This window comes from Lentzea sp. NPDC003310, from assembly GCF_040610935.1.
Lineage (GTDB): Bacteria > Actinomycetota > Actinomycetes > Mycobacteriales > Pseudonocardiaceae > Lentzea.
In genome coordinates this window covers 235,392-262,358 of sequence record NZ_JBEXNC010000014.1, presented here as the reverse complement: position 1 = coordinate 262,358, position 26,967 = coordinate 235,392, and the positions used below count along the sequence as shown (strand labels likewise).

The window sequence follows — 26,967 nt, the reverse complement described above, 5'->3', positions numbered from 1 at the left end:
GACCTAGACCTGGACTCAAGGAACACCGAGCAGGGTTTACAGCGACTGCGACACCGAGTGGAAAGAAGCTGGAGGCGTCATGTCGGACGCACCATTTGCCGGACAGCAGGTCGTCGTGACGGGTGGGGGAACCGGCATCGGCCGCGCGGCGGCGCTGGCGTTCGCCGACCTCGGCGCCGCGAACGTGATCATCACCGGCCGCCGGGAGAGCCGCCTCACCGAGGTCGTCGCCCTGCACCCCGCGATCACCGCCGTCGTCGCCGACGTGACGACCGACGAGGGCGCGCAGAAGGTCGCGGACGCCGTGAAGCTCGGCGGCGGCAAGGTGGACGTGCTCGTGCACAACGCCGGGATCTTCCGCTTCACGCCGGTCGCGGGCTTCGACCTCGCGACCGCGCGCGACGTGCTGGAGACCAACCTGGTCGGCCCGCTGGTGCTGACCGCCAAGCTGTTGCCGCAGCTGACTTCGCCCGGCGGCAGCATCGTCTTCGTCTCGAGCAACGCCGGGCACATCGCCGTGCCGGGCGGTGGCGTCTACGGCGCCAGCAAGGCCGCCGTGGACAGCCTGGTCCGCAGCTGGGCCCTCGAACTGGCCCCGCAGGGCATCCGCGTCAACGCCGTCGCGCCCGCCGCGGTGCGCACGGAGGTCTACGCGGCCAACGGTTTGAGCCCCGAGGAGGTCGAGGGCTACTTCGGCTTCCAGGCCTCGCAGACGCCGCTCGGGCGCACCGGCGAGGTCGACGACGTCGTTCCGTGGATCACCCGCTTCGCGGAGCCGGCGAGCTCCTGGGTGACCGGGCAGGTCATCACGCTCGACGGCGGCGCTGACCTGGCGTGAGCCAACCTTTCGACTAGGAGGAAGACCCAGATGACCAGCACCGCCGAGCCGGGTGTGGACACGTTCCCGTACAAGCGCACCTGCCCGTTCACGCCGCCTGCCCAGTACACGCAGATGGCCGAGGAAGACGTCGTCGAGGTGACGCTGACCGGGTCCGGTCTGCGCATCTGGACGATCAGCGGCTACCACACGATCAAGCAGCTCCTCACGGACCCGCGGATCAGCGCGTCGCGCAAGCACGACAACTTCCCGTTCTACTTCATCGCGCCGCCGGAGTTCCGCACCGAGACGTCGTTCATCGGCTACGACAACCCGGAGCACACCAAGACCCGGCGCAAGGCGGCCGTGACGTTCACCAACCGCCAGGTGAAGCGGCTGCGCGGGCGCATCCAGGAGATCGTCGACGAGTACATCGACAAGATCCTGACGATGACGCCGCCCATCGACTTCCACCGCGAGTTCTCGCTCGCCGTGCCGATGACGGTCATCTGCGAGCTCCTCGGCATCCCGCAGGACGAGCACGACTTCTTCATCGAGCACGGCACCTGTCTGCTCGGCGGCCACTCGACGCCCGAACAGCGCCAGGCCGCGATCGTCGAGGTGAACGCCTACGTCGACAAGCTGATCACGTTGAAGGAGAAGGAGCCCGGCGAGGACCTGCTCTCGCGGGCGATGGCCGAGTACGCGGCCTCCGGCGAGGAGTACACCCGCCGCGACCTGTTCAACATGATCCGCCTGCTGATGAACGGCGGCCACGAGACCACGGCGTCGATGCTGTCGCTGGGCACCGCCGCGCTGTTGGAGAACCCGGACCAGCTCAAGCTGCTGCTCGACGACCCCGAGGGGATGATCGAGCCGGCCGTCGAGGAACTGGTCCGCATCGCGACCATCGGTGACACCGCCATCCCGCGCGTCGCGCTGGAGGACATCGAGATCGCCGGCAAGACCATCAAGGCGGGCGACGGCATCCTGTGCCTGGGCTTGAACGGCAACCGCGACCCGGAGATCTTCCCGGAGCCGGAGAAGCTGATCCTGGAGCGCGGCACCCGCAAGCACCTCGGGTTCGGCCACGGCCTGCACCACTGCATCGGCGCCGACCTCGCGCGCCTGGAGATGCAGCTGGTGTGGACGACGCTGTTCCAGCGGATCCCGTCGCTGCGCCTCGCGAAGCCGTTCCTGGAGATCCCGCGCAAGGAGGGCGCCGTGATCTACGGCCTCTGGGAGCTGCCGGTCACCTGGGACCTCCCCGCGGAGGACTGAGTTCCGCACGCGAAAGGGGCCCCGCACCTCGGTGCGGGGCCCCTTTGCCGTTGCTAGTCCTTCGGGATGTCCGGGCGCTTGACGTGCCCGGGGATCCTGGTGTGCTTGGACGCGGGCAGCACGCCGTCGACGAGGTAGTCGTCGACCAGGGCGTCGAGTGCCTCGTTGCCGGCCAGCCCGTACACCTCGTGGTCGCCGGAGTCCTCGATGAGGACCAGCGGGTGGTCCAGCAGCGCGGCCAGCTCGATGCCGCCCTCGACCCGGTCCATCGGGTCGCCGTCGGCCTGCACGACGAGGCCCTTGGGGTAGCCCGGCTGCGCGAGCTTCGTCGGCGGCTCCAGGCTCTCGAACGTCCGGAACGCGCCGACCCACGGCTGCGCCCGCAGCACGCCGTACCCGTACGGGTGCTGGGCGCGGTGCTTGCGCACGTCCGCGTAGTAGACCTCCAGGTCCTGCGGCCAGTAGGTCTCGAGCGTGATGGCCTCCAGCACGCCGACCCGCAGGTCGCCCTCGGAGTCCTGTGGCCGCCACGTGGCCTGGCCGACGATCAGCGACCGCGCCTTGTCGTAGTTGGCGTCCTGCAACGTGGTGCGGAGGTCGCCGATGAGGTAGCCCAGCGAGTCCCACTGCGCCCGGTCCGTCGACCTCGTGCCGACCGCGCCGTCGAACAGCGTGCGCAGCTGGACCTGGTCGCCCTCCTCGAGCTTCTCGACGACGGCCTCGATCTCGGCGATGACCGCGTCCCGGGTGGTGCCGAGGCGGAAGTGCCCGTCGCGTTCCGCGGTCCAGTCCGCCCACAGCTCGACGTTGCGGTAGACCGCCTCCGCCTGCGTGACGAACTGTTCGCGCCACGTCCACTGTGGATTGATGCACGAGTCGAGGACCGTGCGGTCGAGGTTCTCCGGGAACATCGTGCCGTAGACGGCGCCGACGTACGTGCCGTAGGCGTACCCGACGAACGAGATCTTCTCCTCGCCCAGCACGACCCGGATCAGGTCCATGTCACGCGCTGTGTTGCGGGTCGTGATGTGCGGGCGCAGCTCGCCGCCGGCCTTCTCACAGCCCAGTTCGCGCAACCGCATGTCCTCGGCCAGCTGCTCGAACAGCGAGTCCGGCGGCCGGGAGTCGAAGGGCGCCTTGGGAATCGTCACCTCGCTGTAGAGCTTGGTGGACTCGCCGTACCCGCGCGGGTCGAACCCGATCAGGTCGTAGGCGGTGCGGACCCGCTTGCCCAGCAACTTGATCAGTCCGAGTCCGTCGCCGCCGTCGCCACCGGGACCGCCGTTGACGGCGAGCAGCACACCGCGGCGCTTCGCCGGGTCGGTCGCCTTCAGCCGGGCGATCGCGATGGTCAGCTTGGGACCGTCGGGATCGGAGTAGTCGCGTGGCACGACGACCGTCGCGCGTTCAAGGCCGTCCTCGAACGGCGGTGACCAGTTCACCTGCTGGTCGTAGAACTCCTTGAGGGGCACGGTGGAACCTCCGCGTGTGGGTGTGCGCCGACACCGCAGAGTCGCAACACCTGCTCGAATGCCAGCGGAGCAGCGGGGCAGGTGCCGGGTTTGTGGCGAGACGGGAGGTTCGAGGTCACCGGCCGGTCGAGCCGTCGATCAGCTCCCGGACGATGTCGGCGTGCCCCGCGTGCCGGCCGGTCTCCTCGATCATGTGCGCGAGCTTCCAGCGGACCGTGCCGATGGGACGGTCGATCACCTCCCTCGTTCGCTCGACTGTGCCTGCCTTGGCCGCGCCTTCCTTTTGCGGCGGCGAAGATGACCATGGTTTCGTGACACCTACCAGACGGCGCCGAGCGTGAATCAGGACGACAATCACTCGATCAGGTGAGGTGGCGGGTCGACCTCAGCAGGGTCGTCCCGGACGGCACCACCGCGGTTCGCACGGCAGGTTCGGGTGCACCCTCCACCTTGGCGATCACTGCGGCACGCAGGTAGTCGAGGAACCCGCGCAGCACCTCGGTCTCGCTCCCGCCGGTCCTGGGCGGCGGCTGGTCTCGTTTCCTGGCCATGGCCCGATCCTCGGTCGCACCGCACCCGGACGCACGCGAACTTGCCGTTCCGGCAAGCCCGTGAACGCTCAAGGTGGTCTCCACCACGTGCAAAGCGAAGACGTTCAAGGTGAACCACGTCCGGCGAGCCGCAGATCCGTGGGAGAACTGCCATGCCAAAGATCACTTACGTTTCGCACGACGGCATCGAGACCGTTGTCGACGTTGCCCAGAACGACTCCGTGATGCGCGGCGCGGTTCTCAACGGCATCAAGGGAATCGTCGCGCAGTGCGGTGGCGGGGCGTCGTGCGGGACCTGCCACGTGTACGTGGACCCCGAGAACACCAAGCCGCTGTCCCAGATGCACCAGGTCGAGGACGAGCTCCTCTACTTCACGGCCTGCGAGCGCAAGGAGAACAGCCGCCTGAGCTGCCAGATCCCCGTGACCGAGGAGCAGGACGGGCTCGTCGTGCACATGCCTGAGAAGCAACTCTGAGGGAGAGAATGAGCATGAGCCAGCGACGGGTCGCCCTGGTCACGGGCGCTACCAGCGGTATCGGTCTCGAGGTCGCGCGCAGCCTCGGCAACCAGGGGCACGCGGTCTTCGTCGTCGCCCGCAACGCCGAGAACGTGCAGACCACGGTGAAGCAGCTGAGGGAAGAGGGCATCGAGGCGGACGGCGCGGCGTCCGACGTGACGTCCACAGAGGACATCCGCAAGGCCGTCGAGAAGGCCGTCGAGGTGTTCGGGCCCATCGAGATCCTCGTCAACAACGCCGGGCGCGGCGGTGGCGGCATCACCGCCGAGCTGGACGAGGACCTCTGGCTGGACGTCATCGACACCAACCTCAACGGTGTCTTCCGCTTCACCAAAGAGGTGCTGAGCACCGGCAAGATGGTCGAGCAGTCTTGGGGCCGGATCATCAACATCGCCTCCACCGGCGGCAAGCAGGGCGTCGTGTTCGCCGCGCCCTACTCGGCGTCGAAGCACGGCGTCGTCGGCTTCTCCAAGGCCGTCGGCATCGAGCTCGCGAAGACCGGCATCACCGTCAACGCGGTGTGCCCGGGCTACGTCGAGACCCCCATGGCCGGCCGGGTCCGCCAGGGCTACGCCAACCACTGGGGCGTCAGCGAGGAAGAGGTCCTCGAGAAGTTCAACGCCAAGATCCCGCTGGGTCGGTACAGCACGCCGGAAGAGGTCGCCGGTCTCGTGACGTACCTGACGACGGACACCGCGTCCTCGATCACCGCGCAGGCGCTCAACGTCTGCGGCGGGCTGGGCAACTACTGACATGCGCGGCGAGTCGGTAGTCGTCGTCGGGGCCGGGCAGGCGGGATGCCAGGTCGCGGTGTCCCTGCGCGAGCAGGGACACCGCGGACCCATCACGCTCATCGGCGACGAGCGGGTCGCGCCGTACCAGCGGCCCCCGCTCACCAAGGCCTACCTGGCGGGGGAGACCGACCTCGCCGGGCTGGCGCTCAGGCAGGACTCGTACTACGACGACCACGGCATCAAGCTCGTCACGGACGAGCGGGTGATCGGGGTCGACCGCCAGGCACGGGTCGCGGTGCTGGGCTGCGCCCGCACGATCTCCTACGACCACCTGGTGTTCGCGACGGGCGCGCGGCCCCGGCCGTTGCCCATCCCCGGCGCCGAGCACGTGCTGAACCTGCGCACGGTCGCCGACGCGGACGCCATCCGCGAGCGGCTCGACGGCCAGATCGGGCTCGACGTCGTCGTCATCGGCGGCGGGTTCATCGGCCTCGAGTTCGCCGCCGTGGTGCGCAAGCTGCGCCACGAGGTGACCGTCGTCGAGGCGCAGCCGCAGGTGATGCAACGGGCCGTGACCGCGGCGACCGCGGAGCAGCTCGTCAACCGCCACCGCAGCGAGGGCGTCCAGATCCTCACCGGCACGGGCGTCGCGGCCGTCCGCGAGGGCCTGGTGGAGCTGACGGACGGCACGGTGCTCGTCGCCGACCTCGTGGTCGCGGGCATCGGCGTCATCCCGAACACCGAGATCGCCCAGCGCGCCGGCCTCGCCGTCGACAACGGCATCCTGGTCGACGCCCACCTGCGCACGGTCGACCCGCGGATCCACGCCCTCGGCGACTGCGCGCGGTTCGCGAGCACGCACGCCGGCGGCCTGATCCGCCTGGAGTCCGTCCAGAACGCCACCGACCAGGCCACCACGGTCGCGGCGGCCATCCTGGGCAGCGCGGAGCCCTACACGGCCCTGCCGTGGTTCTGGAGCGACCAGTACGACGTGAAGCTGCAGACCGCGGGACTCACCAACGGCCACGACCGCACGGTCACCGTCGGCGACCCGGCGGAGGGCCGGTTCTCCGTGTTCTGCTTCAAAAATGACAGGTTGATTGGAATCGAGGCCTACAACCGGCCGATCGACTTCCTGATGGGGCGCCGGATCCTCGAGGGCGGCAACCAGCTGACCCCCGAGATCGTCGCCCGGCCAGGCTTCGACCTGCGGGCGAGCCAGCAGAAGGCCGCGTGAGCGATGCCGTCCGCACGCCTAGAGCCAGCCGGCTTCCTCGGCGATGCGGATGGCGTCCACCCGGTTGCGCCCGTTGAGCTTGGTCATGATCGTCGTCATGTAGTTGCGGACCGTGCCGACCGACAACGACAGCGCGACAGCGATGTCAGGCGCGTCCGCACCGTTGGCCGCGAGCCGGAGGACCTCCAGTTCGCGGTCGGTCAGCGGGCACTCGCCGCGGTCCCACGCGGCCAGGGCGAGCTGGCTGTCGACGACGCGTTCCCCGGCGGCGACCCGGCGGATCGCGTCGGCGAGCTCCGTCGGCGGCGCGTCCTTCAGCAGGAAGCCGTCCACGCGGGCGGCCAGCGCCCTGCGCAGCGTCCCCGGACGGCCCAGCGACGTCAGCATCAACGTCCTGACCTGCGGCATCGTCTCGCGGATCGTCGACGCGGCACTGAGTCCGTCGAGGATCGGCAGGTCGATGTCGATCACGCAGACATCCGGGTTGTGCTGGCGTGCGGCCGGCACGATCTTGTCGCCCGAGCTCACCTCGGCCACGACCTCGATGTCCGGTTCCAGGTTGAGCAGCGCGATGAGAGCACCGCGCACCATGTGCATGTCCTCCGCGAGCAGAACCCTGATCATCGCGCCCCTCCGCGCGACACCCTATCTCCCAACGTTCATGTCGCGCTCCACGCCGCGTCAAGGCGGCCCGGCGAGGGTGAACCGAGCTGCCTCGCGAAGGGATGCGTCATGGAACGCAGCGTCAACGTGACGGTCGTGTACTACTCCTCGACGGGAACGATTCACCGGCTCGCCTCGGAGATCGCCGAGACGGCCGAGAAGCACGGCGCCGAGGTGCGGCTGGTGCGGGCGGCGGAGCTGGCTCCCGAGTCGGTGTGGCGGTCGCGGCCGACGTGGGCCGCGCACCTGGAGGAGACCGCGGACGTCCCGATCGCCTCGGTCGACGACGTGCTGTGGGCCGACGCCGTCGTGTTCGGCACCCCGACCCGCTTCGGCAACGTCTCCTCGCAGCTCAAGCAGTTCATCGACACGCTGGGGCCCGCCTGGTTCAGCGGCCTGCTCGCGGACAAGGTGTACAGCGCGTTCACCTCCGGCGGCAGCCTGCACGGCGGCATGGAGACGACCCTCGTGTCGATCTACAACATGGTCTGCCACTTCGGCGGGATCATCGTGCCGCCGGGCGGGAACCTGAACCCCTACGGCACCTCTCACGTCCTGGGCGCGGACAACGTGCCGGTCGACGAGATCGCGCTGCAGGCGGCCCAGATCCAGGCGGAACGCGTCGTGCGCGTGGCACGCGCGCTGAAGGAGGTCTGACCGCGGTGCGAGTCAAGGATGTCTACGTCAACGGCAGTGGCGTGCGCCTGCCCTCGACGCTGAACGTCGCGGACGCGATCGCGTCGGGGGAGTGCGAGCCCAAGCTCGTCGCGCGCACGGACGTCGAGTCCGTGTCCGTGTCCCCGCACGAGTCCGCGGCCGAGATGGCGGTCGAGGCGGCACGGGTCGCGTTGGCACGGGCGGGGTCCGAGCCCGACGACGTCGACCTGATCCTGCACGCCACCACCTACCACCAGGGCCAGGACCTGTGGCCGGTCGGCTCGTACATCCAGCGCGAGACGGTCCGCAACTCCTGCCTGGCGCTCGAGATCCGGCAGATGTCCAACGGCGGCCTGGCCGCGATGGACCTCGCCGTGTCGTACCTGATCGCCCGTCCCGGCAGGGACGCCCTCCTCACGTCCTCGGACCGCTTCTGCCTGCCGGGGATCGACCGGTGGAGGACCGACCCCGGCACGCCCTACGGCGACGGCGCGTCGGCTCTGGTGCTGTCCACAAGGGGCGGTTACGCCAAGCTGCTTTCATTGGCCATCAATGCGGACAGCGACCTGGAGCCGTTGCACCGCGGCGACGTGCCGTTCGGTCTCGCGCCCTTCTCGCACCGCATCCCGGTGGACTTCGAGGAGGCCAAGCACACGTTCAGCCGCGAGTTCGGGCTCTCCTACGGCATCAACAAGGCCAACGCGGGGCAGGCGCTCGCCGTCGAGCAGGCGCTGTCCGACGCCGACATGAAGATCGGCGACGCGGACTGGGTGATCCTGCCGCACTTCGGCCGCCGCCGGCTCGACGTGAACTACCTGCGCCCGTACGACATCGAGACGGACCGCACGACGTGGGAGTGGAGCCGCACGGTCGGGCACCTCGGCGCCGGCGACCAGTTCGCGAGCTTCGACCACCTCGTGCAGACGGGCAAGGCCAAGTCCGGCCAGCGGATCGTGATGTTCGGCGTCGGCGCCGGCTACAGCTGGGGCTGCGCGGTCATCGAGATGCTGTGACCCAGCGGGATCTCCGCGCGCAGCCGGTAGGTGTGCTCGGGCGTGAGGCCGGCGTGGAGCACGCCGCCGAGCGCCCGCACGCGCGTGGCGAGGTTGCCGATCCCGCTGCCGTCGCCCGGACCCGGTGCGGTGGCGGGGATGCCGTCGTTGGTCAGCTCCATCTCGACCGACTGCGGTGAGGTCGACAGCAGGATCTCGCAGTGCTCGGCCTTGCTGTGCCGCAACAGGTTCGTGACGCCCTCGCGCAGCACGGTCGCGAGCGCCACCTTCGTCGCGGCCGGCAGCTCGTCGTAGGCGTCGATCCGGGCCACCACCTCGATGTCGGCCGCGGACAGCAACGCCTGCGCCGACCACGTCTCCTCGTCCAGCGAGAGCTCGCGGTAGCTCAGGGCCACCGACCGGACGTCTGCCAGCGCCTGCCGCGAGATCTCCGCGACCTCCCCGAGCTCCCGCCGCGCGCGCACCGGGTCCGGTGCCGCGAGCCGGTGCGCGAGCTCGCACTTCAGCGTGATCGCGGAGAGGCTGAACCCGAGCAGGTCGTGCAGGTCGCGGGCGAACCGCAGCCGTTCGCGCGTGACCGCCGCCGTCGCCAGCTCCTCCTGCGCCGCCCGCAGTTCGGTCACCATCGACCGCAGGCGGGTCAGCGCGTAGAGCACGAGCCCGTGGTTCGTCGTCGCCATCAGCGCCCACACCACGTCGCTCGCGGGGAAGCCCCACACCGCCTGCAGCACGCCCTGCCCGGCCACGACCGCGGCGAACGCCGTCCAACCCGCCCAGCGCGGGAGGAGCAGCACCGCCGCGCCCGCGAGGAAGCCGGGCACCCCGCCGAGGTACGGGTGCCCGTAGGCGAACTGGGGGAGGTACACGCAGACGGCGATCCCCGCGAACGCCGCCCAGCGCGGTGCCGGACGGACCCCGGGACGGCTCACGAAGCCCAGCACCAGGACCGCGGTCACCGCACCGCTGAGCGCGCAGACCGCGACGGCGCCGAGTCCGATCACGGGCAGGTAGTAGGCCGCCAGCAGCGTCGCCATGACCCCGTACCCGATCACCACCGCGGTGAGCAGCGCTCGTGCGAACCGCGTCGGGATCGGCGGACCGGCGAGGAACGGCTGCCGCGCCGGCGGGGCGGCCGACCGGGGAGACGGCTCCGGGCGGTCCGCGGTCAGCGCCGATCGTGCCGCCTCGAGCTCGTCGGCCGGCGACAGCGCCCGGTAGCTCGACGCGACCGCGCGCACGTCCGCGAGGGCCTGGCGGGACAGGTCGATGATCCGCGCGAGCTCCTCCGCGGCCCGGCCGGTGCGCTCGCCGATCAGGCGGCCGGCCAGCCCGGCCTTCAGCGTGATCGTCGCGAGGCCGACGCCGAGCAGGTCCTGCAGGTCGCGGGCGAACGCCAGCCGTTCCCGCGCCACGGCGAGGTCGGCGAGCTCCGAGCGGGTCGTCTCCAACTGGTGCACGAGGGTGGGCAACCGCGAGAGGCCGTAGACCGCGAGGCCCGCGGTCAGCGAGGACGCCGCGTAGTAGGCCATGACGCTGGGCGGGATGCCGAACGAGATCTTGCTCGCGGGGTTGGCCAGCGCCGCCGCGACGAAGACGATCCACCGCACCCGGCCGGGCACGACCAGCAGCACGCTGCCCGCCAGGAAGACGCCCATGCCGCCCCACGCCGTGGGGAAGAACGGCACCGGCGCGAACACCAGCACCGCCAGTGCGCCCAGGGCCAGGCGCGCCCGGCCCGACCGCAGGTCCGTGCCCGGCCGCGAGAAGACCCCGAGCTGCAGGTACGCGATCGAGAACAGCAGCGCGAGCGAGGTCACGACCCGAGCGGTCGTCGCACCGGCCTCCAGGACGTAGAGGAACGCGTTCCCGAGGTAGTTCGCGAAGACCACGCTGATGACCGCGTACGCGAGCCTGCGGGACACCGCGGAGTGTTCCTGTCGTCTCGGCACGGCGGCATGATAGGCGCGCTACCTGGGATTTCCCGTCTGCCCGGACCGGCTCAGTTGAACGGCAGCGGGATCTCGGCGCGCAACCGGTAGGTGTGCTCCGGCGTGAGACCCGCGTGCAGGTCGCCGCCGAGGGCGCGGACGCGGGTGGTCAGGTTGCCGATGCCGCTGCCGTCGCGGGACTTCCGCTCGGCCTCCGGGATCCCGTCGTTGACGATGTCCATCGTGACGAGGCGAGGCGAGCTCGACAGCAGGATCTCGCAGTGCTCGGCCTTGCTGTGCCGCAACAGGTTCGTGACGCCCTCGCGCAGCACGGTCGCCAGCGTCACCTTCACCTCCGTCGGCAGCTGGTCGCACGCGTCGATCTTCACCGTGACCTCGATGTCCGCCGCGGACAGCAGCGCCTGCGCCGACTGGGTCTCCTCGTCGAACGACAGCTCGCGGTAGCTCAGGGCGACCGACCGGACGTCCGCGAGCGCCTGCCGCGAGATCTCCAGGACCTCGGTCAGCTCCCGGCGGGCCCGGTCGGGGTCGATCGTGGCCAGCCGGTGCGTGAGCTCGCTCTTCAACGTGATCGCGGACAGGCTGTAGCCGAGCAGGTCGTGCAGGTCGCGGGCGAACCGCAGCCGCTCCTGGGCCACCGCCGCCGTCGCCAGTTCCTCGCGGGCCTCGTGCAGCTCGGTCACCATCGACCGCAGGCGGGTCAGCGCGTAGAGCACGAGTCCGTGGTTCGTCACGGCGATCAGGGCGTACACGACGTACGAACCGGTGAGGCCGGTCGCGGGAAAGACGAAGGACTGGCCCGCGGCGATCGCGATGAAGGTCGTCCAGCCGTACCGGCGTGGCAGCAGCAGCGCGGCGGACCCGGCGAGGAAGCCCGGGTCGGCGATGAACGGGTTGTCGAAGATCCACACCGGTAGGTACACGCAGACGGCCATCACGGCGAGCACCGCGAGTCTGCCCGCCGTGCCGAGATGCACTCGGGTGCGCCCGACGAAGGCCAGCACGAGGCCGAGCTCGATCGCGGTGGCGAGCACGGCGGTCGCCAGGCCCGGCAGGCCGATGCGGGGGTAGTCGTAAGCCACCTGGAACAGCGACATGAGGCCGTAGCCGATCACCACGGTGACGAAGAGGACCTGGGCGAACCGGGTCGCCATGGGCTGGCCCGCCGGTCGCGACCCGTCCGCCGGTTCTTCGAGCACCGGCTCCGCCGGCACCTCGGCGTGCAGCCGGTACGTGCCGTCCGGTGTCACCTGGGCGAGCAGGGAGCCGTTGATGGCGGTGGCACGCGTGGCGAGGTTGGTGAGGCCGCTGCCGCGTTCGGCGGTGACCTCGGCGGGAGCACCGTCGTTGACGATGTCGATCGACGCCGTGCTGCCCCTGTGGGAGATCGTGATGGTGCAGCGGGTGGCCTCGCTGTGCCGCAGCAGGTTCGTCACGCCCTCGCGCAGCACCGTCGCGAGCACCGTCCTCGACCGCGGCGAGAGCTCCCGCCGGTCCGTCTCGATCGTCACCGCGACACCGGCCGCGGTCAGCACCGACCGCGCCGACTCGATCTCGTCGGCCAGCGACAGCTCGCGGTAGCTCGACGCCACCGCACGAACGTCCGTCAGGGCCTCGCGTGCGACGCCGAGGATCTCGGCCAGCTCCCGCATCGCGCGTTCGGTGTGCGCGCCGAGCAGCTTGCGGGCCAGCTCCACCTTCAGCGTGATGGCGGACAGGCTGAACCCCAGCAGGTCGTGCAGGTCGCGGGCGAACCGCAGCCGTTCCTTGGACACCGCGAGCGAGGCGAGCTCCGAGCGGGCCGCCTCCAGCTGCTTCACCTGCGACGGCAGCCGGGACAGGCCGAACACGACCAGCCCGGCGACCATCGACGCGATCACGTGGTAGATCTGCGTGGACAGGTCCGGGACGCTCCACGCCTGGTACAGCCCGTTGCTCAGCGCCACCGCGCTGAAGACGAGCCAGCGGATCCCGCCGGGCAGCACGAGCAGCACGCTGCCGGCGAGGAAGCCGTGCATCCCCGTCCACTCGGTCGGGAAGAACAGCAGCGGGACGAACACCAGCGCCGCCATCGCGCCCAGCGCCAGGTACGCCCTGGGGGAGTGCAGATCCGCTCCGGGCCTGCTGAACACCCGCAGCTGCAGGTACCCGATCGCGAGCAGGCAGGCGAGCGAACCCACGACCCTCGCGGGCGTCGCGCTGACCTTCACCACGTCGAGGAAGTTGTCGAGCAGGTAGTTGAAGAACACCACGCTGATGACGACGTACGCCAAACGACGGGACACCGACGAGCGTTCCTGTCGTTGCGTCACAGCGGCTCCCACGCGAGGTTCGGGACGCGGCCATGATACGGGCGCTTCCTGGGAAATCTCGCTTTTCGCGGTCCTCGTTCGGAGCAACATGACGGCGGCTCAACACCTCTGGACGACGACCAGGTCGGCCCCCGCCAGGTAGGCGACCACGTCGGCGACCAGCGTCCTGTCGACCTGCAGCGAGCCGGCGAGCTGGTTGATCGTGCTCTCGGTGTGCAGCAACGACTTCGCGATCTCCGTCGCGGGAGCGCTGTGCAGGATCGCCTGGTAGGCGAGGCCGGGGCAGGTGAGCGCCTGGTCGCCGTTGAGCCGCTCGACCTCGGTACCGGGCCGCATGGTCACGACCTCGTCGTCCCCGATGTGCGGCAGGGCGAAGACCGCGTCGCGGGTCACGGCGACCAGCGAGAGGATGGGACCGGCGCCGTCGTTCAGGCCGAGCGACGGCACCAGGCACCCACCCAGCTGGTCGAGGGTGTTCTTCAGCTTGCGCCAGATGAGGCACGGCCCGGAGCCCGACTTCCACCGCACGAAGTTCTCGTGCAGCGCCGAGATGTTCTCCAGCGCCACGGGGCCGAGGCTCATCCGGTGCAACGCCTCGCGCACAAGAGGACTGGTGTCCGCGATCTCGATGACACCCCACCGGCCGTGCACGGCGAGGTGCTCGGCGCCCTCGTCCACGAACGCGTCTTCCAGCAGGGACCACAGCGGCCGGCCTGCCGGGACGTGCGATTGCGTGGTCGTGGTCACCACAGCGCCTCCGCTCTGGGCGATGGTCATCACATGAACAACGGGAACGGGTTGAGCTCCTCGTACCGGCGGGGTCGTGCCAGCCGACCCAGTTGTACGGGTACCTCGTAGAGGCGCCCTTGAGCGAACCTCGACCAGAAGTGCCGCAGCCCCGGCACGACCACCCGGACGACCGGGAGCCCGATGTCCGGACGCGTCTGGTCGAGCACGAGCAACTCCATTCCCCGCGACTCCAGGGTGGCCTGGATCGCGCGGATGTCGTCGACGAGGTCACGCCGGTGCGTGTAGGCGTGGTGGGACGGGGCGCGCGCCGGTACGCCGGGGTCGGGGGCGATCCAGCCCTGCTCGGCGAGCCGGGCGTGTTCGAACCAGCGTCGCATGTCGACGTCGAACGCGGCCAGGTCCATCGGGTCGCAGACCATCGGCATGCACTGGTTCAGCTCGGTCAGCGCCCGGCGGGCGGCGATCCTGGGGTCGAGGTGCGCGCCGCAGCCGAACATGATGTCCTCGCGCGGGCCGTCCGTGCGGCGGGACACCGCCACCATCGCGGGCACGCCCAGGTCGGACGTCACGTCGAGCAGCCACACCTCGCGGCCGAGGCCGGCGTGCACCGCGCGGAGCTCGTCGATCCACGGGTCGTGGAAGGCGTCGAGGTCCATGCCCGGCACCGGAGTGCGGTTGTACCACCAGATCGCGACGGCGTCGCGTTCCACGAGTTCCAGCAGCCCTTGCAACACCGCGTCCTCGAGGCTGCTGCCGGCGGCGCAGCCGTTGGAGTTGGAGTTGACGCTCGGCGGGCAGGGGGCGCCGAAGTAGAGCATTCCGCTGGGCAGGAACCGGTGCCGCCGCTGTGTCAGCGACCAGAGGGGGGTCCAGTCCAGGACCTCGTCCTCGTCGAACGGGGTGGTGATCTCCTGGAACGCCGAGTGGTCCGCGTTCCACGCGTCGCGGTCCTCGAACTGGCGGGGGTGGTAGAGCTGCACGGAGTCCGGGTGGACCGCGAGGTCGCCGAGCGAGGTGAAGCTGCCGCTCACGCGCGCCTCGTCGCCGACGAACGCGCCGCTGCGCCGTTCCACGGCCTCGCACAACGCGCCGACCTCGGCGTCGAGCGCCGTGACGCCCTTGCCCCCGCTGTCCGCGCGCAACGCGGAGCGCAGGCCTTCGAGACCCTCGCCCATAGCCGCGATGTTCGCCCCGGACTGGAAGGAGTTGAAGAACGAGGGACCCCGGTCGTTGCGGTGGATCTCCCGCACGATCCCGGTGACCGGGCCGATCAGGTGCCGGTAGGTGTCGAGCACCTCCTGCGGCGACGACGACCGGTGGCCGCCGCCGTCGCAGGAGGTCTTCACGCGACTGACGAGTTCGACCGGCTCGAACGTCCTGCGCGCGACAACTCCGGGGTCACCGCAGCCGGAGCACTGCGGGCGGTGCCGCACCTCGTGCTGCGTGACCCTCATCGTCAGGCTGTCGTAGTTCCAGATCGACCGCTGCACGTCGTGGCGTATGCCGGCGAGCCACTTGGTCACCTCGACCGAGGCGATCTCGAGCGCCGTCGCCCGCAGCGAGGGGAGGCCGATGGAGGGACGCGGTGCCGGACCTCGTTGTCCGCACCGTGCCCGTACGTGCGCCTCGGCCTTGCGGTTGGCCGAGAGGCGGGTGGCGAGGCAGCGCCAGCAGGGGCCGTCGCCGGGGGTGAAGAAAGGACCCACGCTCACCTGCGCGCCGACCGGTTTGACCAGCAACCAGGGCGTGCCGGACGCGCGGTGCGCGGCGTCGATGTCGCGCAGTTCGGAGGCCAGGTAGTCCGCGCACACCACGACCGTGAGGTCACCACTCCCCGAAGTGACCGTGAGTCCGTTGTGGCGCAGAGCTTCCACCAGCCCGTCGCGGTCGACGTCGCCGATCGCGACCACGGAGACGAGCGACGCCGTCGTCGCCGCCACCGCGTCCGAGGGGTCGAGGCCCGCCGCGTCCCAGTACGCGAGCGACGCCTCTGTCGTGGCCGAACCGCCCTCCGGGCAGCGCCTGCCGATCAGGCCCGCCGCGGCGAGCCTCGTGAGCATCCGTTCCACCGTGTCGGCGGACAGGCCGGCGGGCAGGTCGCGCAGCACCGCGGTGAGGTCCCGGGTGCCGTCGAGCAACGGCGCCAGCGCCTCGACGTACGTGCCCTGGATCGCGGTGACCCCGGACTCGCCGATGAGGTAGACGGCCTCACCCTGCACGATCTGCGGTCGGAGGTGGCGTTTGAACCCGATCCTCTGTTCGCCGGGTTCGGCCAGTTCGGGTCTCATGCCGCGAGAACCTCGTCGTAGGACACGTAGCGGCTGCCGATGATGCACTGCGTGCCGCTGCAGCAGCCGAACGTGTAGACGTAGTAGTCCGACGAGGCTTCACGGTCGAGCTGGTAGATCTTCATGTCGTCGGAGTCGTCGTTCGCGGTGGTGACGGAAGACAGGTGCTCCACGGTGGCGGTGGGGTGCATGAGCGTCTCCGATGTTTGGGGGTGACTTGATGTGGGTAATGATGCGGACCAGCGGTAATGGACCGGTAGTTACCGGCTAATGCGCCCCCGTATGAAGTTTTCATACCCCCCACGGGCAGAACTCACCTGACATCGATGGCCTGTGCACTAACGCGCGACCGTTGGGCCGAGCAGACTAATCGTGTGCTTGGAACCGAAGGAGGGGTCGCGATGCAGATCAAGGTCCTGGGGCCCGTCGAGGCCAAGGTGAACGGTCGCTCGGTGACTCCGACCGCGGCCAAGCCACGGCAGATCCTCGCCCTGCTCGCGCTGCACTCCGGGCAGGTCGTGTCCGTCCCCACGCTGATCGAGGAGCTGTGGGGCGACCGCCCGCCGCGCAGCGCCCGCACCACCCTGCAGACCTACATCCTGCAGCTGCGCAAGCTCATCGGGGACGCGCTGGCGTCGTCCGGTGAGGGCGCGGCCAAGGAGGTGCTGGTCACCCGCTACGGCGGCTACCTGCTCGACGTGCCGGAAGACGCCGTCGACGTGCACGAGTTCGAACGGCTCTCGCGCGCCGGCCAGCAGGCCTACGACGTCGAGGACCACGCCTCGGCCTCCCGGCTCCTGCGCCAGGCCCTCGACATGTGGCGCGGCGCCGCGGTCGTGGACGTGCGGCCCGGCATGCCGCTCGGCATCGAGATCGTGCGGCTGGAGGAGGCACGTCTCGGCGTGCTGGAGGCGCGCATCGACGCCGAGCTGCGGATGGGCAAGCACAAGGCGCTGCTGTCCGAGCTCTCGGTGCTGACCGTGCAGAACCCGATGAACGAGAACCTGTGCGCGCAGTACATGATCTCGCTGTTCCGGGCGGGCCGGCAGTGGCAGGCGCTCGACGCGTTCAAGGCGTTGCGCAACACCCTGATCGAGGAGCTCGGCGTCGAGCCGTCGTCGCGGCTGCAGACGCTGCAGCACGCGATCCTGACGTCCGACCCGCGCCTCGACAGCGCCGAAACCCGCCAGCTGCAACGACTTCTCGCCTAGATCACGGCTCCAGCGGCCCCCGCCACACTGTGGCGGGGGCCGTTTTGCTTGTCGCGCAACGGTTTCTTCGAGAATCTCTCCACCGGCTTACAGGTGTGCGCTGGCAACCTCAGACGTGGGCGCGCGGGAATCGCCCGCTGGAGGAAAGGAAACAACAGTGAGCGCACTGACCATCGAGGGCCTCAAGGAGATCCTCAACGAGGCCGCGGGCGACGACGACTCGTTCAAGCCCGGCCAGGACATCCTCGACCTCCCGTTCCTCGAGCTGGGCTTCGACTCCCTCGCCCTGCTGGAGACGGTCGCGCTGATCAAGCGCAAGCACGGGGTCGCCATCGCCGACGACGAGATGGCGTACATCGAGACGCCGCGTCAGCTGCTGGACAAGGTCAACGGACAGATCGCGGCCTGACGCCGGCGACTCGGGATACGGAGACGGACATGACGCACACCACCACGCACACGGTCATGATCGGGGCTCCCGCCAAGGTGGTGTACGACCTGGTCGCGGACGTGACGACCTGGCCGTACATCTTCGGACCCACGGTGCACGCCGAGGTGTTCGAACGGGACGGCTCGACGGAGCGGTTGCGGCTGCACGCGTTCGCCAACGGTGACGTGCGCACGTGGACGTCTCGCCGTGAGCTCGACCCGGCGAACCTGCACATCAAGTTCGAGCAGGAGCGTTCGGCGGCACCCGTGAAGACGATGGGTGGGGAGTGGCGGATCGTCCCGATCGCCGACTCGGCGACTCGGGTCGATCTGCTCCACCACTTCACCGCGGCGCAGCCCGAGGCGGTCGACCTCATCCTGAACGCCGTCAACAACAACAGCGACGCCGAGCTCGCCGCCCTGAAGCGGGCGGCCGAGTACGGCGACGACTACGACAAGCTCGTGCTGTCGTTCTCCGACAGCATCACGATCCACGCGAGCCGCAAGGACGTCTACGAGTTCCTGTACCGGTCCGACCTGTGGCCGGAGCGCCTGCCGCACGTGGCCAGGCTGGACCTCACGGAGGCCGTCACCGGGGTGCAGTCCATGGAGATGGACACGCGCAGCCCGGACGGGTCGATCCACACCACGCACTCGGTGCGGGTCTGCACCCCGTACGACGGCATCGTCTACAAGCAGACGCACACCCCGCCGATCATGGCGGCGCACGTCGGCCGGTGGACGTTCAGGGACATCGGCGACGGCATCGAGGCCGGCATCGAGGCGACGTCGCACCACACCGTCGTCATCCGGCCCGAGGTCATCCCCGAGGTGCTCGGCGCCGACGGGACGATCGAGCGCGCTCGTGAGCTCATCCGCCACGCGCTGGGCACCAACAGCCTCACGACGCTCCGGCACGCGAAGGAATTCGCCGAGAACGGATGAGGGTGACGCGATGGGGTTGAGTGGCGCGGACTTGCTGACTGCCGCCGCACGCGCTGCAAGCCGCAACGGGCTTTACGTGGTCTCCATGTACCTGGAGAAGGCCGCGGTCGAGCACCAGCGCAAGGGATGTCCTTCCGACATCGGACATTGCGCCTACGAGATCGAGGCCTCTCGAGTACTGCTGTCGGGCTTCTGAACGGTGAAGCGCGAGGGGTTTTGGATGAAGCTCTACGACATCTCGCTGCGCCGCACCGGACTGTCCATCTCGGACAGACTGGTCGCGGCGCGGCGCCTCGACGCGCTCGGCGTCACGTTCGTCGACGGAGGCAGGCCGGCCCGGTCGTTCTACCCCAGAGGATTCTTCGGCAGGGCCGCGATCGAGCTCCGCTTGCGGTCCGCCACCCTCATCGCCTCCGGGTACGCGGAGGACCTCACCGCCCTCATCGCCGCGGAAACACCTGCGGTGGCGGTAGTTGTGGAAGGGCACGGCATTTCGGTGGTCCGAGAAGCCGTGCGTCAACTCGTGCGCGCCGAACGACGAGTGGTCGTCGAGGCGCGGGACTTCTTCGACGGCTGGCTGATCGACCCCGAACACGCGTTGGAGGTCGTGCTGTCGGCCGCGGAGGCTGGGGCGGAGACCGTGTTGCTGCACGACACCGCGGGCAAGCTGTGGCCGGACCAGATCGGCGAGATCGTCGCGTCGGTCGCGGACACCGGTGTGCCCCTGGGATTCGGATGTCACGACGAAGGCGGTTCGCAGGCGAAGCAGCTGTTCGCCGCGGATGCGGGGGCCGGCCTCGTACAGGGGTCCTACGCCGTCGTTCGAGGTGGCCTCGATCGGGCCGTTTCACCATCGGTTCATTCGGCAGAGACAGGTATCGCTCCCGTGCCCTGTCCGAGATTGGAGCAGACCGTGTCCGCACAGAAGGCGATTGGAGGTGTCCGATGAGTCGTCGCGCCGTCATCACCGGGGTGGGCGTGGTCGCACCTGGTGGCATCGGAACGAAGGCGTATTGGAAACTGCTGTCCGAAGGGCGTACGGCGACTCGCAACATCACGCACTTCGACGCGTCTCCGTACCGCTCCCGCATGGCGGGGGAAGCAGATTTCGATCCAGTGCGCGAAGGCCTGACGCCGCAGGAGATCCGCCGGCTCGACCGCGCCGCGCAGTTCGCTGTCGTCGCGGGTCGTGAGGCGATGTCCGACTCCGGCATCGAGTTCGACCAGCTCGACCCCGGCCGCATCGGTGTCTCGCTCGGCACCGCGGTCGGCTGCACGACCTCGCTGGAGCGCGAGTTCATCGTCGGCTCCGACCGGGGCAAGTACTGGGAGGTCGACCAGTCCTACGCCGTCCCGCACCTCTACGACTACTTCACGCCGTCCTCGATGGCGACGGAGCTGGCGTGGACGGTCGGCGCGGAAGGACCGGTCTCCGTGGTCTCCACGGGCTGCACCTCCGGCCTCGACTCGGTCGGCTACGCCGCCGAGCTGATCATGGAGGGCTCCGCGGACGTCGTCGTCACCGGCGGCACCGAGGCCCCGCTCTCCCCGATCACCGTGGTGTGCTTCGACGTGATCCGCGCGTCGAGCACCCGCAACGACGACCCCACCACGGCGTGCCGTCCGTTCGACAAGACCCGCGACGGCCTGGTGCTGGGCGAGGGTTGCGCGATCATCGTGCTCGAGGAGCTGGAGCACGCACGGGCGCGCGGCGCGCACATCTACGGTGAGATCGGCGGCTTCGCCTCGCGGTGCAACGCCTACCACATGACGGGCCTGCACCCCGAGGGCATCGAGATGTCCGACGCCATCAACATCGCGCTGAAGCAGGCGCGGGCGGACGCCACGGACGTCGGCTACATCAACGCGCACGGGTCGGGCACCAAGCAGAACGACCTGCACGAGACGGCCGCCTTCAAGCGCTCGCTCGGCGCGCACGCCTACAAGACCCCGGTCTCCGGCTTCAAGTCGATGATCGGGCACTCGCTGGGCGCGATCGGGTCCCTGGAGATCGTCGGCTCGCTGCTGGCGTTCGAGCAGGACCTCATCCCGCCGACGGCGAACCTCCACGAGCCGGACCCCGAGTGCGACCTCGACTACACGCCGCTGGTCGCGCGCGAGAAGAAGGTCAACACGGTCCTGACCGTGGGCAGTGGTTTCGGTGGATTCCAGAGCGCCATGGTGCTCAAGAAGGTGGAAGGGGCTGGCCGGTGACTCGGGCGGTGGTGACGGGAATCGGCATCGCGTCGCCGAACGGTTTGGGGCCGACCGCGTACTGGCGGGCGACCCTGCACGGTGAGGCGGCGATCAAGCCGATCACCCGGTTCGACAGCGCGAACTACTGGGCGAAGATCGCCGGCGAGGTGCCCGGCTTCGAGGCAGGGCGGCACCTGCAGGGTCGCCTGCTGCCGCAGACGGACCACATGACGCGGCTGACACTCGTCGGCACGGACTGGGCGTTGCGTGGTGCGGGCGTGCAGCCGAACGACATCCCCGACACGGACATCGCGGTGATCACCGCGGCGACCGCCGGCGGCTACGAGTTCGGTCAGCGGGAACTGCAGAAGCTGTGGCACCAGGGGCCGGAGTACGTCTCGGCGTACCAGTCGTTCGCGTGGTTCTACGCGGTCAACACGGGCCAGATCTCGATCCGGCACGGCACGCGTGGTCCGGGTGCGGTCGTGGTGTCCGAGCAGGCCGGTGGCATCGACTCCATCGGGCACGCCCGCCGGCAGCTGCGCAAGGGCGTGCAGCTGGCGCTCACGGGTGGCATGGACTCCTCGCTGTGCCCGTGGGCGTGGGTCGCCCACCAGGCGTCGGGTTGCCTGTCCCGCAACAACAACCCGAAGCGCGCCTACCTGCCGTTCGACCGCGACGCCTCCGGGTACGTCGCGGGTGAGGGCGGCGCGATCATGGTCGTCGAGACGCCGGAGTCGGCGGCGGGACGGCCGGGGACGCGCATCTACGGCGAGATCGTCGGGTACGCCTCGACGTTCGACTCGAAGATGCCGTCACGGGAGCCGGGCCTGAAGCGGGCGGCCGAGCTGGCCCTGTGCGACGCCGGCATGGACGCCTCGGAGATCGACGTGGTGTTCGCCGACGCGGCGGGCATCCCGGAGCTCGACAAGGCCGAGGCCGAGGCGATCAAGGGCATCTTCGGGCCGTACGGCGTGCCGGTCACGGCGCCGAAGACCATGACCGGTCGTCTGTTCGCCGGTGGTGGCTCGCTGGACGTGGCGTCGGCGATCCTCTCCATCTACTGGAGCGCGATCCCGCCGACCGTCAACGTCGAGAACGTCGTGCCGGAGTACGAGCTCGACCTCGTCATGAACGAGGCGCGGCACGGCAAGATCAAGGCCGCGCTGGTGCTCGGCCGCGGCAAGGGCGGCTTCAACTCCGCCATGGTGGTCCGCGAGTACAGGTGATGTCATGCCTCAAGGGCCGCGAGGGTTTTCTCTCTCGCGGCCCTTGAGCCGTTTCTGGAGGCGTGTTGTGGACGTAGCACTTATGTTTCCGGGCCAGGGATCGCAGTACCCGCGGATGGCGGCGTCCCTGTACGGCACGGACGCGGTGTTCACCTCGGTGATCGACGAGGTGTTCGAGCTGTTCGGCGAGGTCGGCTCGGTGGCCTGCGAGGACTGGCTCTCCGGCGCCGACATCGATCATGTGTCGCGCGCGCAGCCGTTGTTGTTCGCGGTCGACTACGCGCTGGGGCGCACGGTGCTGTCGTGGGGTGTGGAGCCCGTGGCGTTGATCGGGCACTCCGCGGGGGAGGTCGTCGCGGCGACCTTGGCGGGCGTGTTCTCGTTGGAGGAAGCCGTTTCCCTGGTGCGCGACCGGGTGGTGTCGGCCGTGCCGATCCCGTCCGGGGGCATGCTCGCGGTGGCCGCCTCGGAGGCGGACCTGCTGCCGTACCTGGAGGGCGACGTCGCGATCGCCGCGGTGAACTCGGCGCGGCAGACGATGCTCGCGGGCTCCGACGAGCCGCTGGCGCGCGTGCGGGCGCGGCTGGAGGCCGACGAGTACATCGTCGTCACGGTGCCGGCCTCGACGCCGTTCCACAGCCCGGCCATGCAGCCCGCCGTGGACGAGGCGCTGGCGAACTGGAGCGCGTCGCCCGTCGCGCCGTCCCTGCCGCTGTACTCGGGCTACACGGGCAAGCTGATGACCGAGGAGGACGCGCTGTCGCCGCGGTTCTGGACGCGGCAGCTCACCGACGCCGTCTACTTCGGACCCGCGCTGAACGAGCTCGTGGCGATGTACGACGTGCTGCTGGTGGAAGCGGGTCCCGGCCAGACGCTGACGTCGTTCGCGCGTCGCACGAAGGCCGTGCGGTCCGGCGCCTCGCAGGTGCTGCCGTTGCTGGACGCCCACGACACGATCGAAAGCGCTCGCGCCCGTCTGGTGTGAGCGCACTATAAAAGGGCCGCCCTCCAGGAGAGGGCGGCCCTTTAGTGACTTCTAGTCGATGCCTCGGACGATGTGGTCTTCGTTCTCTGGTGGCCATGAATCGCTGTTTTCCATACCTACGAAGGTAGGGATGGTGATTCAGCTCTCACTTGAGGAACGGTTGTCCGGTTTTCAGTCGTCCAGAAGGGCTACCGCGCGCGTCCAGCCCGCGCCCGCACCCTTGATCTTGACGGGGAACGCGACGACGGTGAACCCGAAGTCCGGCAACGCGTCCAGGTTGCTCAGCCGTTCGATCTGGCAGTACTCGCGGTCGCGGCCGGCGAAGTGCGCGGGCCACAGCACGCTCTCGTCCTTCGTCTGCAGGTAGCGCTTGACGATGTCCGGGAACGGCGCGTCGAGGCTGAACGCGTCGGTCGCGATCACCTTGACCCCGAGGTCCAGCAGGAAGTTCGTGGCCGGGCCGTCGAGTCCGGTGTAGTCGGTGAAGTAGGTCTGGGTGCCCGCGTGCTCGGCGGCGCCGGTGTCGAGGATGACGATGTCCATCGGCTTCGGCGTGTAGCCGATGCGGGCGAACTCCTTCTCCAGCACCTCGACGCCGATGACGCCGGTGCCGTGGCCGCGCACGTCGAGCTTCACGCCGGGGTTGTGGAACCACTCCAGCGGCATCTCGTCGATGTGGCGCGGAATGCCGTTGCCGTACGTGGTCTTCGAGCCGTAGTGCGACGGCGCGTCGACGTGGGTGCCGGTGTGGGACGTCAGGCTGATCCGGTCCAGCGTCAGGAACTCGGAGTCCCGCAGCACGGAGACGTCGAACTCGATGCCGAGGCGCGCCTTGAGCTGCTCGGCCATGTGTTCCGCGCCCTGGGCGGCCGTGAGCACCTCGTGCGTCACCGGGTCCGCTTCGTACGCGGATGCGTCAATGTGGGAAGACAGATCGATGATGCGCATGGAGCCGAGCTTGGCGGGCGTTCCTTGAGCACGTCTCAAGACGCGGTGTGCAGAGTTTTCTCTGGCCAGACACCGTTTTCTGAGGGAGCTCGCTCATGATCACCTTCCTGAACCGCTTCACGCTCACCGGTGACCCCGAGGAGTTCGAGAAGGCCTTCGACGAGACGGCGGCGTTCCTGCGCGAGCAGCCGGGCCTGATCCAGTACACGCTCTCGCGCCAGCTCGACGACCCGGCGTCCTACATCAACATCGCGCTGTGGGAGAGCGCCGACGCCCTGCGCGCGGCCCTGGCCCACCCCGACTTCGGCAACCACGCCAAGGCGATGCGCGGCCTGGCCGAGTCGAGCGGCGCGATCTTCAACCCGCGCCTGTCGTTCGTGGCCTCCGAATCCTGATGGCCCCGCTGCACGGGCTGAAGGTCGTCGAGTTCGGCGGCATCGGACCCGGCCCGCACGGCGCGATGCTGCTGGCGGACCTCGGCGCGGAGGTCGTGCGCGTCGAACGCCCGTCCGGCGGGCTGTCGGTCGTCCCGGACGCCTCCCGCGACTTCCTGTTGCGCGGCAGGCGTTCGGTGTCGGCGGACCTCAAGTCGGAGCAGGGCCGGGCCGACGTCCTGGCGCTGATCTCGGCGGCCGACGTGGTGATCGAGGGCTTCCGCCCCGGCGTGCTGGAACGGCTCGGCCTCGGCCCGTCCGACTGCCTCGCGGTCAACCCCGGCCTGGTCTACGCGCGGATGACCGGCTGGGGCCAGGACGGACCGCTCGCGCAGCGCGCCGGGCACGACATCAACTACCTGTCCGTCACCGGGTTGCTGCACGCCATCGGCAAGCCGCCGCTGAACCTCGTCGGCGACTTCGGCGGCGGATCGCTCTACCTGGTGCTGGGCGTGCTGGCGGCGTTGTGGGAACGGCAGCGCACTGGCCGCGGTCAGGTCGTCGACGCGGCGATCGTCGACGGTGTCGCCTCGCTCGCGCAGATGATCTGGTCGATGAAGGCGCAGGAGGTGTGGGAGGACGCGCCGGACGCGAACCTGCTCGACGGCGGCTGCCCGTTCTACGCGCTCTACGAGTGCGCGGACGGCCGGTCGGTCGCCGTGGGGTCGCTGGAACCGCAGTTCTACGCGTTGCTGCTGGCCGGGCTGGGCCTGTCCGCCGACGACCTCCCGCCCCAACTGGACCGCGACACGTGGCCGGTGCTGCGCAAGACGTTCGCCGAGGCGTTCCTGACCCGGACGCGCGACGAGTGGTCGGAGGTGTTCGGCTCTTCCGACGCTTGTGTGACGCCGGTGCTGACCCTGGAGGAGGCCGCCGCGCACCCGCACCTGGTGGCGCGCGGAGTGTTCACCGCGGACGGTGCGGCCGTTCCTGCACCACGCTTTTCGGCCGACTAGATTCGGGTCGTGGAACTGCGCATCTTCACCGAGCCCCAGCAGGGGGCGAGCTACGACGACCTGCTCCGGGTGGCGCGGACGGCCGAGGACGCCGGCTACGGCGCCTTCTTCCGCTCCGACCACTACCTCAAGATGGGCTCGGCGGACGGTCTGCCCGGCCCGACCGACCCGTGGATCACGTTCGCAGGCCTCGCCCGCGACACGACCACGATCCGCCTGGGCACGCTGATGACCGCCGCGACGTTCCGCCACCCCGGACCGCTCGCCATCAGCGTCGCCCAGGTCGACCAGATGTCCGGTGGCCGCGTGGAGCTCGGCATCGGCGCCGGCTGGTACGAGGCGGAGCACGCCGCGTACGGCATCCCGTTCCCGTCGCTGGGGGAGCGCTTCGAGCGCTACGAGGAGCAGGTCGCGATCATCACCGGCCTGTGGGAGACCCCGCTCGGCGGCACCTTCTCGTTCGAGGGCAAGCACTACGCGCTCACGGACTCGCCCGCGCTGCCCAAGCCCGTCCAGGAGCGCGTCCCGCTGCTGATCGGCGGCATGGGCGCCAAGCGCACGCCCGCGCTGGCCGCCTCGTACGCCACCGAGTTCAACCTGCCGTTCGTCGGGATCGACGCCGCGGTGGAGCAGTACGCCCGCGTCGACGCCGCGTGCGAGGAGATCGGCCGCGACCCGAAGGACCTGACTCGCTCGGTCGCGCTCGTCGCGTGCGTCGGCCGCACCGACGCCGACGTCGCCCGCCGGGCCGCCGCGATCGGCCGCGAGGTTTCCGAGCTTCGTGAGAACGGTCTTGCGGGCAGCCCCGCCGAGGTCGTCGACCGCATCGGGCGGTGGCGGGATGCGACCGGTGTACAGCGCGTGTACCTGCAGGTCCTCGACTTGGCCGACCTCGACCACGTCACCGAGATCGCCGAGGACGTCGCGCCCCAGCTGTGACCGCGGGTCAGGCGAGTGCTTTGCGAACCGCCGCCGGCAACGGCAGGACGTGGTTCGCGAAGCGCCGCCGGTTCCCGAGGAACCGCAGCTGCAGGCCGGGGTCGTCGAGGTAGCGCTGCTCCAGGCCGTCCCGGCCGAGCACCAGCTTCAGCCCGCGGCCGAGCATCGACGGCGACTCCAGGCCGAACCGGGCGCGCAGCACGTCGGCGGCCGCGTGGTCGCCGAACTCCAGGGCGGCCCTGCGCACGGACTCGGCGGGCACCAGCAGGTACTGCTCGTCCGCGCGGACGCCGTCGCGGTGCGCGATGCCCAGCGCGGCGAGCGCCTTCTGGTGCGCACCGCCGTCGAGCCCGAGGTGGAACTGCTCCCACTCGCTGACCTGGATCTCACCGGACCAGGTGCGCACCGGCGCCGCCACCGCCCCGTTAGACCCTGTAACGCCTGCTACACCTG

28 protein-coding genes and 1 pseudogene are annotated in these 26,967 nt (G+C 69.7%); 18 read left to right on the top strand and 11 right to left on the bottom strand.

Annotated features, from left to right (window positions below; translation table 11 throughout):
- The first annotated feature begins 79 nt into the window (after positions 1–79).
- Both ABZX02_RS28965 and ABZX02_RS28960 read left to right on the top strand, forming a co-directional pair.
- A complete protein-coding gene (locus tag ABZX02_RS28965; protein ID WP_266043478.1) occupies positions 80–838 on the top strand; it encodes an SDR family oxidoreductase in 759 nt (252 codons plus the stop codon).
- A gap of 30 nt (positions 839–868) precedes the next feature.
- Positions 869–2,098, top strand: coding sequence for a cytochrome P450 (locus ABZX02_RS28960; RefSeq protein WP_355302595.1), 1,230 nt, complete (start codon positions 869–871; stop codon positions 2,096–2,098).
- Positions 2,099–2,151: 53 nt separating this feature from the next.
- Here ABZX02_RS28960 and ABZX02_RS28955 read toward each other — a convergent pair whose 3' ends face one another.
- The 3 genes and pseudogenes from ABZX02_RS28955 to ABZX02_RS28945 form a co-directional block, all read right to left on the bottom strand.
- Complete coding sequence (locus tag ABZX02_RS28955; protein ID WP_355302593.1) at positions 2,152–3,570, bottom strand: alpha/beta fold hydrolase; 1,419 nt, start codon at positions 3,568–3,570, stop codon at positions 2,152–2,154.
- Positions 3,571–3,685: 115 nt separating this feature from the next.
- Positions 3,686–3,928: a DUF664 domain-containing protein gene (locus tag ABZX02_RS28950; RefSeq protein ID WP_355302591.1), complete on the bottom strand. Its 243-nt coding sequence runs from the start codon at positions 3,926–3,928 to the stop codon at positions 3,686–3,688.
- Between the two features lie 28 nt (positions 3,929–3,956).
- A pseudogene (locus ABZX02_RS28945) lies at positions 3,957–4,121 on the bottom strand (mini-circle protein); the annotation flags it as partial.
- 152 nt (positions 4,122–4,273) lie between these two features.
- Between ABZX02_RS28945 and ABZX02_RS28940 the strand changes: the two are divergent.
- Genes ABZX02_RS28940 through ABZX02_RS28930 form a run of 3 tightly spaced genes read left to right on the top strand, consistent with a single transcriptional unit; the run spans position 4,274 to position 6,610 of the window.
- Positions 4,274–4,597 carry a 2Fe-2S iron-sulfur cluster-binding protein gene (locus ABZX02_RS28940; protein ID WP_093600065.1) on the top strand — a complete coding sequence of 108 codons (324 nt, stop codon included), beginning with the start codon at positions 4,274–4,276 and terminating at the stop codon, positions 4,595–4,597.
- Between the two features lie 14 nt (positions 4,598–4,611).
- Positions 4,612–5,391, top strand: coding sequence for an SDR family NAD(P)-dependent oxidoreductase (locus ABZX02_RS28935; RefSeq protein WP_355302589.1), 780 nt, complete (start codon positions 4,612–4,614; stop codon positions 5,389–5,391).
- A 1-nt stretch (position 5,392) separates the two neighbouring features.
- Positions 5,393–6,610, top strand: a complete 1,218-nt coding sequence (locus ABZX02_RS28930) for an FAD-dependent oxidoreductase (protein WP_355302587.1) — start codon at positions 5,393–5,395, stop codon at positions 6,608–6,610.
- Between the two features lie 18 nt (positions 6,611–6,628).
- On the opposite strand, the gene ABZX02_RS28925 is transcribed toward ABZX02_RS28930, so the two are convergent.
- Positions 6,629–7,234 (bottom strand): response regulator transcription factor, encoded by a 606-nt coding sequence (locus tag ABZX02_RS28925; RefSeq protein ID WP_355302585.1) that lies wholly within the window; start codon positions 7,232–7,234, stop codon positions 6,629–6,631.
- A gap of 108 nt (positions 7,235–7,342) precedes the next feature.
- On the opposite strand from ABZX02_RS28925, the gene ABZX02_RS28920 reads away from it, so the two are divergent.
- Both ABZX02_RS28920 and ABZX02_RS28915 read left to right on the top strand, forming a co-directional pair.
- Entirely contained in the window at positions 7,343–7,930 is a 588-nt protein-coding gene (locus ABZX02_RS28920; protein WP_355302584.1) for an NAD(P)H-dependent oxidoreductase, read from the top strand.
- Between the two features lie 5 nt (positions 7,931–7,935).
- Positions 7,936–8,943 (top strand): ketoacyl-ACP synthase III family protein, encoded by a 1,008-nt coding sequence (locus ABZX02_RS28915; protein WP_355302582.1) that lies wholly within the window; start codon positions 7,936–7,938, stop codon positions 8,941–8,943.
- Here the strand turns inward: ABZX02_RS28915 and ABZX02_RS28910 are convergent.
- The 5 genes from ABZX02_RS28910 to ABZX02_RS28890 form a co-directional block, all read right to left on the bottom strand.
- Positions 8,907–10,892, bottom strand: coding sequence for a histidine kinase (locus ABZX02_RS28910; RefSeq protein WP_355302580.1), 1,986 nt, complete (start codon positions 10,890–10,892; stop codon positions 8,907–8,909). The genes ABZX02_RS28915 and ABZX02_RS28910 overlap by 37 nt on opposite strands.
- Before the next feature lie 50 nt (positions 10,893–10,942).
- A complete protein-coding gene (locus tag ABZX02_RS28905) occupies positions 10,943–13,204 on the bottom strand; it encodes a histidine kinase (RefSeq protein ID WP_355302578.1) in 2,262 nt (753 codons plus the stop codon).
- 99 nt (positions 13,205–13,303) lie between these two features.
- Positions 13,304–13,951, bottom strand: a complete 648-nt coding sequence (locus ABZX02_RS28900) for a hypothetical protein (RefSeq protein ID WP_355302576.1) — start codon at positions 13,949–13,951, stop codon at positions 13,304–13,306.
- A gap of 29 nt (positions 13,952–13,980) precedes the next feature.
- Complete coding sequence (locus tag ABZX02_RS28895) at positions 13,981–16,242, bottom strand: TOMM precursor leader peptide-binding protein (protein ID WP_355302574.1); 2,262 nt, start codon at positions 16,240–16,242, stop codon at positions 13,981–13,983.
- Positions 16,239–16,433: a hypothetical protein gene (locus tag ABZX02_RS28890; protein ID WP_355302572.1), complete on the bottom strand. Its 195-nt coding sequence runs from the start codon at positions 16,431–16,433 to the stop codon at positions 16,239–16,241. The genes ABZX02_RS28895 and ABZX02_RS28890 overlap by 4 nt, the downstream gene beginning before the upstream one ends.
- A gap of 210 nt (positions 16,434–16,643) precedes the next feature.
- Between ABZX02_RS28890 and ABZX02_RS28885 the strand changes: the two genes are divergently transcribed.
- The 8 genes from ABZX02_RS28885 to ABZX02_RS28850 all read left to right on the top strand — a co-directional run bounded on the left by ABZX02_RS28885 (position 16,644) and on the right by ABZX02_RS28850 (position 23,237).
- Positions 16,644–17,453: an AfsR/SARP family transcriptional regulator gene (locus ABZX02_RS28885; protein ID WP_355302570.1), complete on the top strand. Its 810-nt coding sequence runs from the start codon at positions 16,644–16,646 to the stop codon at positions 17,451–17,453.
- 157 nt (positions 17,454–17,610) lie between these two features.
- Positions 17,611–17,862 (top strand): acyl carrier protein, encoded by a 252-nt coding sequence (locus tag ABZX02_RS28880; RefSeq protein ID WP_355302569.1) that lies wholly within the window; start codon positions 17,611–17,613, stop codon positions 17,860–17,862.
- Positions 17,863–17,891: 29 nt separating this feature from the next.
- Positions 17,892–18,827, top strand: coding sequence for an aromatase/cyclase (locus ABZX02_RS28875; RefSeq protein ID WP_355302568.1), 936 nt, complete (start codon positions 17,892–17,894; stop codon positions 18,825–18,827).
- Positions 18,828–18,837: 10 nt separating this feature from the next.
- Positions 18,838–19,023, top strand: a complete 186-nt coding sequence (locus ABZX02_RS28870) for a hypothetical protein (protein WP_355302566.1) — start codon at positions 18,838–18,840, stop codon at positions 19,021–19,023.
- 24 nt (positions 19,024–19,047) lie between these two features.
- Positions 19,048–19,776: a hypothetical protein gene (locus ABZX02_RS28865; protein ID WP_355302564.1), complete on the top strand. Its 729-nt coding sequence runs from the start codon at positions 19,048–19,050 to the stop codon at positions 19,774–19,776.
- Positions 19,773–21,041, top strand: a complete 1,269-nt coding sequence (locus tag ABZX02_RS28860) for a beta-ketoacyl-[acyl-carrier-protein] synthase family protein (protein WP_090059926.1) — start codon at positions 19,773–19,775, stop codon at positions 21,039–21,041. Before ABZX02_RS28865 ends, ABZX02_RS28860 begins: the two co-directional genes overlap by 4 nt.
- Positions 21,038–22,252, top strand: a complete 1,215-nt coding sequence (locus ABZX02_RS28855) for a ketosynthase chain-length factor (protein WP_355302562.1) — start codon at positions 21,038–21,040, stop codon at positions 22,250–22,252. The genes ABZX02_RS28860 and ABZX02_RS28855 overlap by 4 nt, the downstream gene beginning before the upstream one ends.
- A gap of 4 nt (positions 22,253–22,256) precedes the next feature.
- On the top strand, positions 22,257–23,237 hold the full coding sequence (locus tag ABZX02_RS28850; protein WP_355302560.1) for an acyltransferase domain-containing protein: 981 nt from the start codon (positions 22,257–22,259) through the stop codon (positions 23,235–23,237).
- A gap of 171 nt (positions 23,238–23,408) precedes the next feature.
- Here ABZX02_RS28850 and ABZX02_RS28845 read toward each other — a convergent pair whose 3' ends face one another.
- The gene (locus tag ABZX02_RS28845; RefSeq protein ID WP_355302558.1) at positions 23,409–24,185 is read right to left on the bottom strand and encodes a cyclase family protein; all 777 of its coding nucleotides are present in this window, start codon (positions 24,183–24,185) and stop codon (positions 23,409–23,411) included.
- A gap of 95 nt (positions 24,186–24,280) precedes the next feature.
- Here ABZX02_RS28845 and ABZX02_RS28840 point away from each other — a divergent pair, with 95 nt between their 5' ends.
- The 3 genes from ABZX02_RS28840 to ABZX02_RS28830 are packed head-to-tail and all read left to right on the top strand — an operon-like array spanning position 24,281 to position 26,514.
- Entirely contained in the window at positions 24,281–24,580 is a 300-nt protein-coding gene (locus ABZX02_RS28840; RefSeq protein WP_355302556.1) for an antibiotic biosynthesis monooxygenase family protein, read from the top strand.
- A complete protein-coding gene (locus tag ABZX02_RS28835; RefSeq protein WP_355302663.1) occupies positions 24,577–25,575 on the top strand; it encodes a CaiB/BaiF CoA-transferase family protein in 999 nt (332 codons plus the stop codon). Before ABZX02_RS28840 ends, ABZX02_RS28835 begins: the two co-directional genes overlap by 4 nt.
- Positions 25,576–25,584: 9 nt before the next feature.
- Complete coding sequence (locus ABZX02_RS28830) at positions 25,585–26,514, top strand: LLM class F420-dependent oxidoreductase (protein WP_355302554.1); 930 nt, start codon at positions 25,585–25,587, stop codon at positions 26,512–26,514.
- Positions 26,515–26,521: 7 nt separating this feature from the next.
- On the opposite strand, the gene ABZX02_RS28825 is transcribed toward ABZX02_RS28830, so the two are convergent.
- Entirely contained in the window at positions 26,522–26,932 is a 411-nt protein-coding gene (locus tag ABZX02_RS28825; protein ID WP_355302552.1) for a hypothetical protein, read from the bottom strand.
- Between the last annotated feature and the right edge of the window lie 35 nt (positions 26,933–26,967).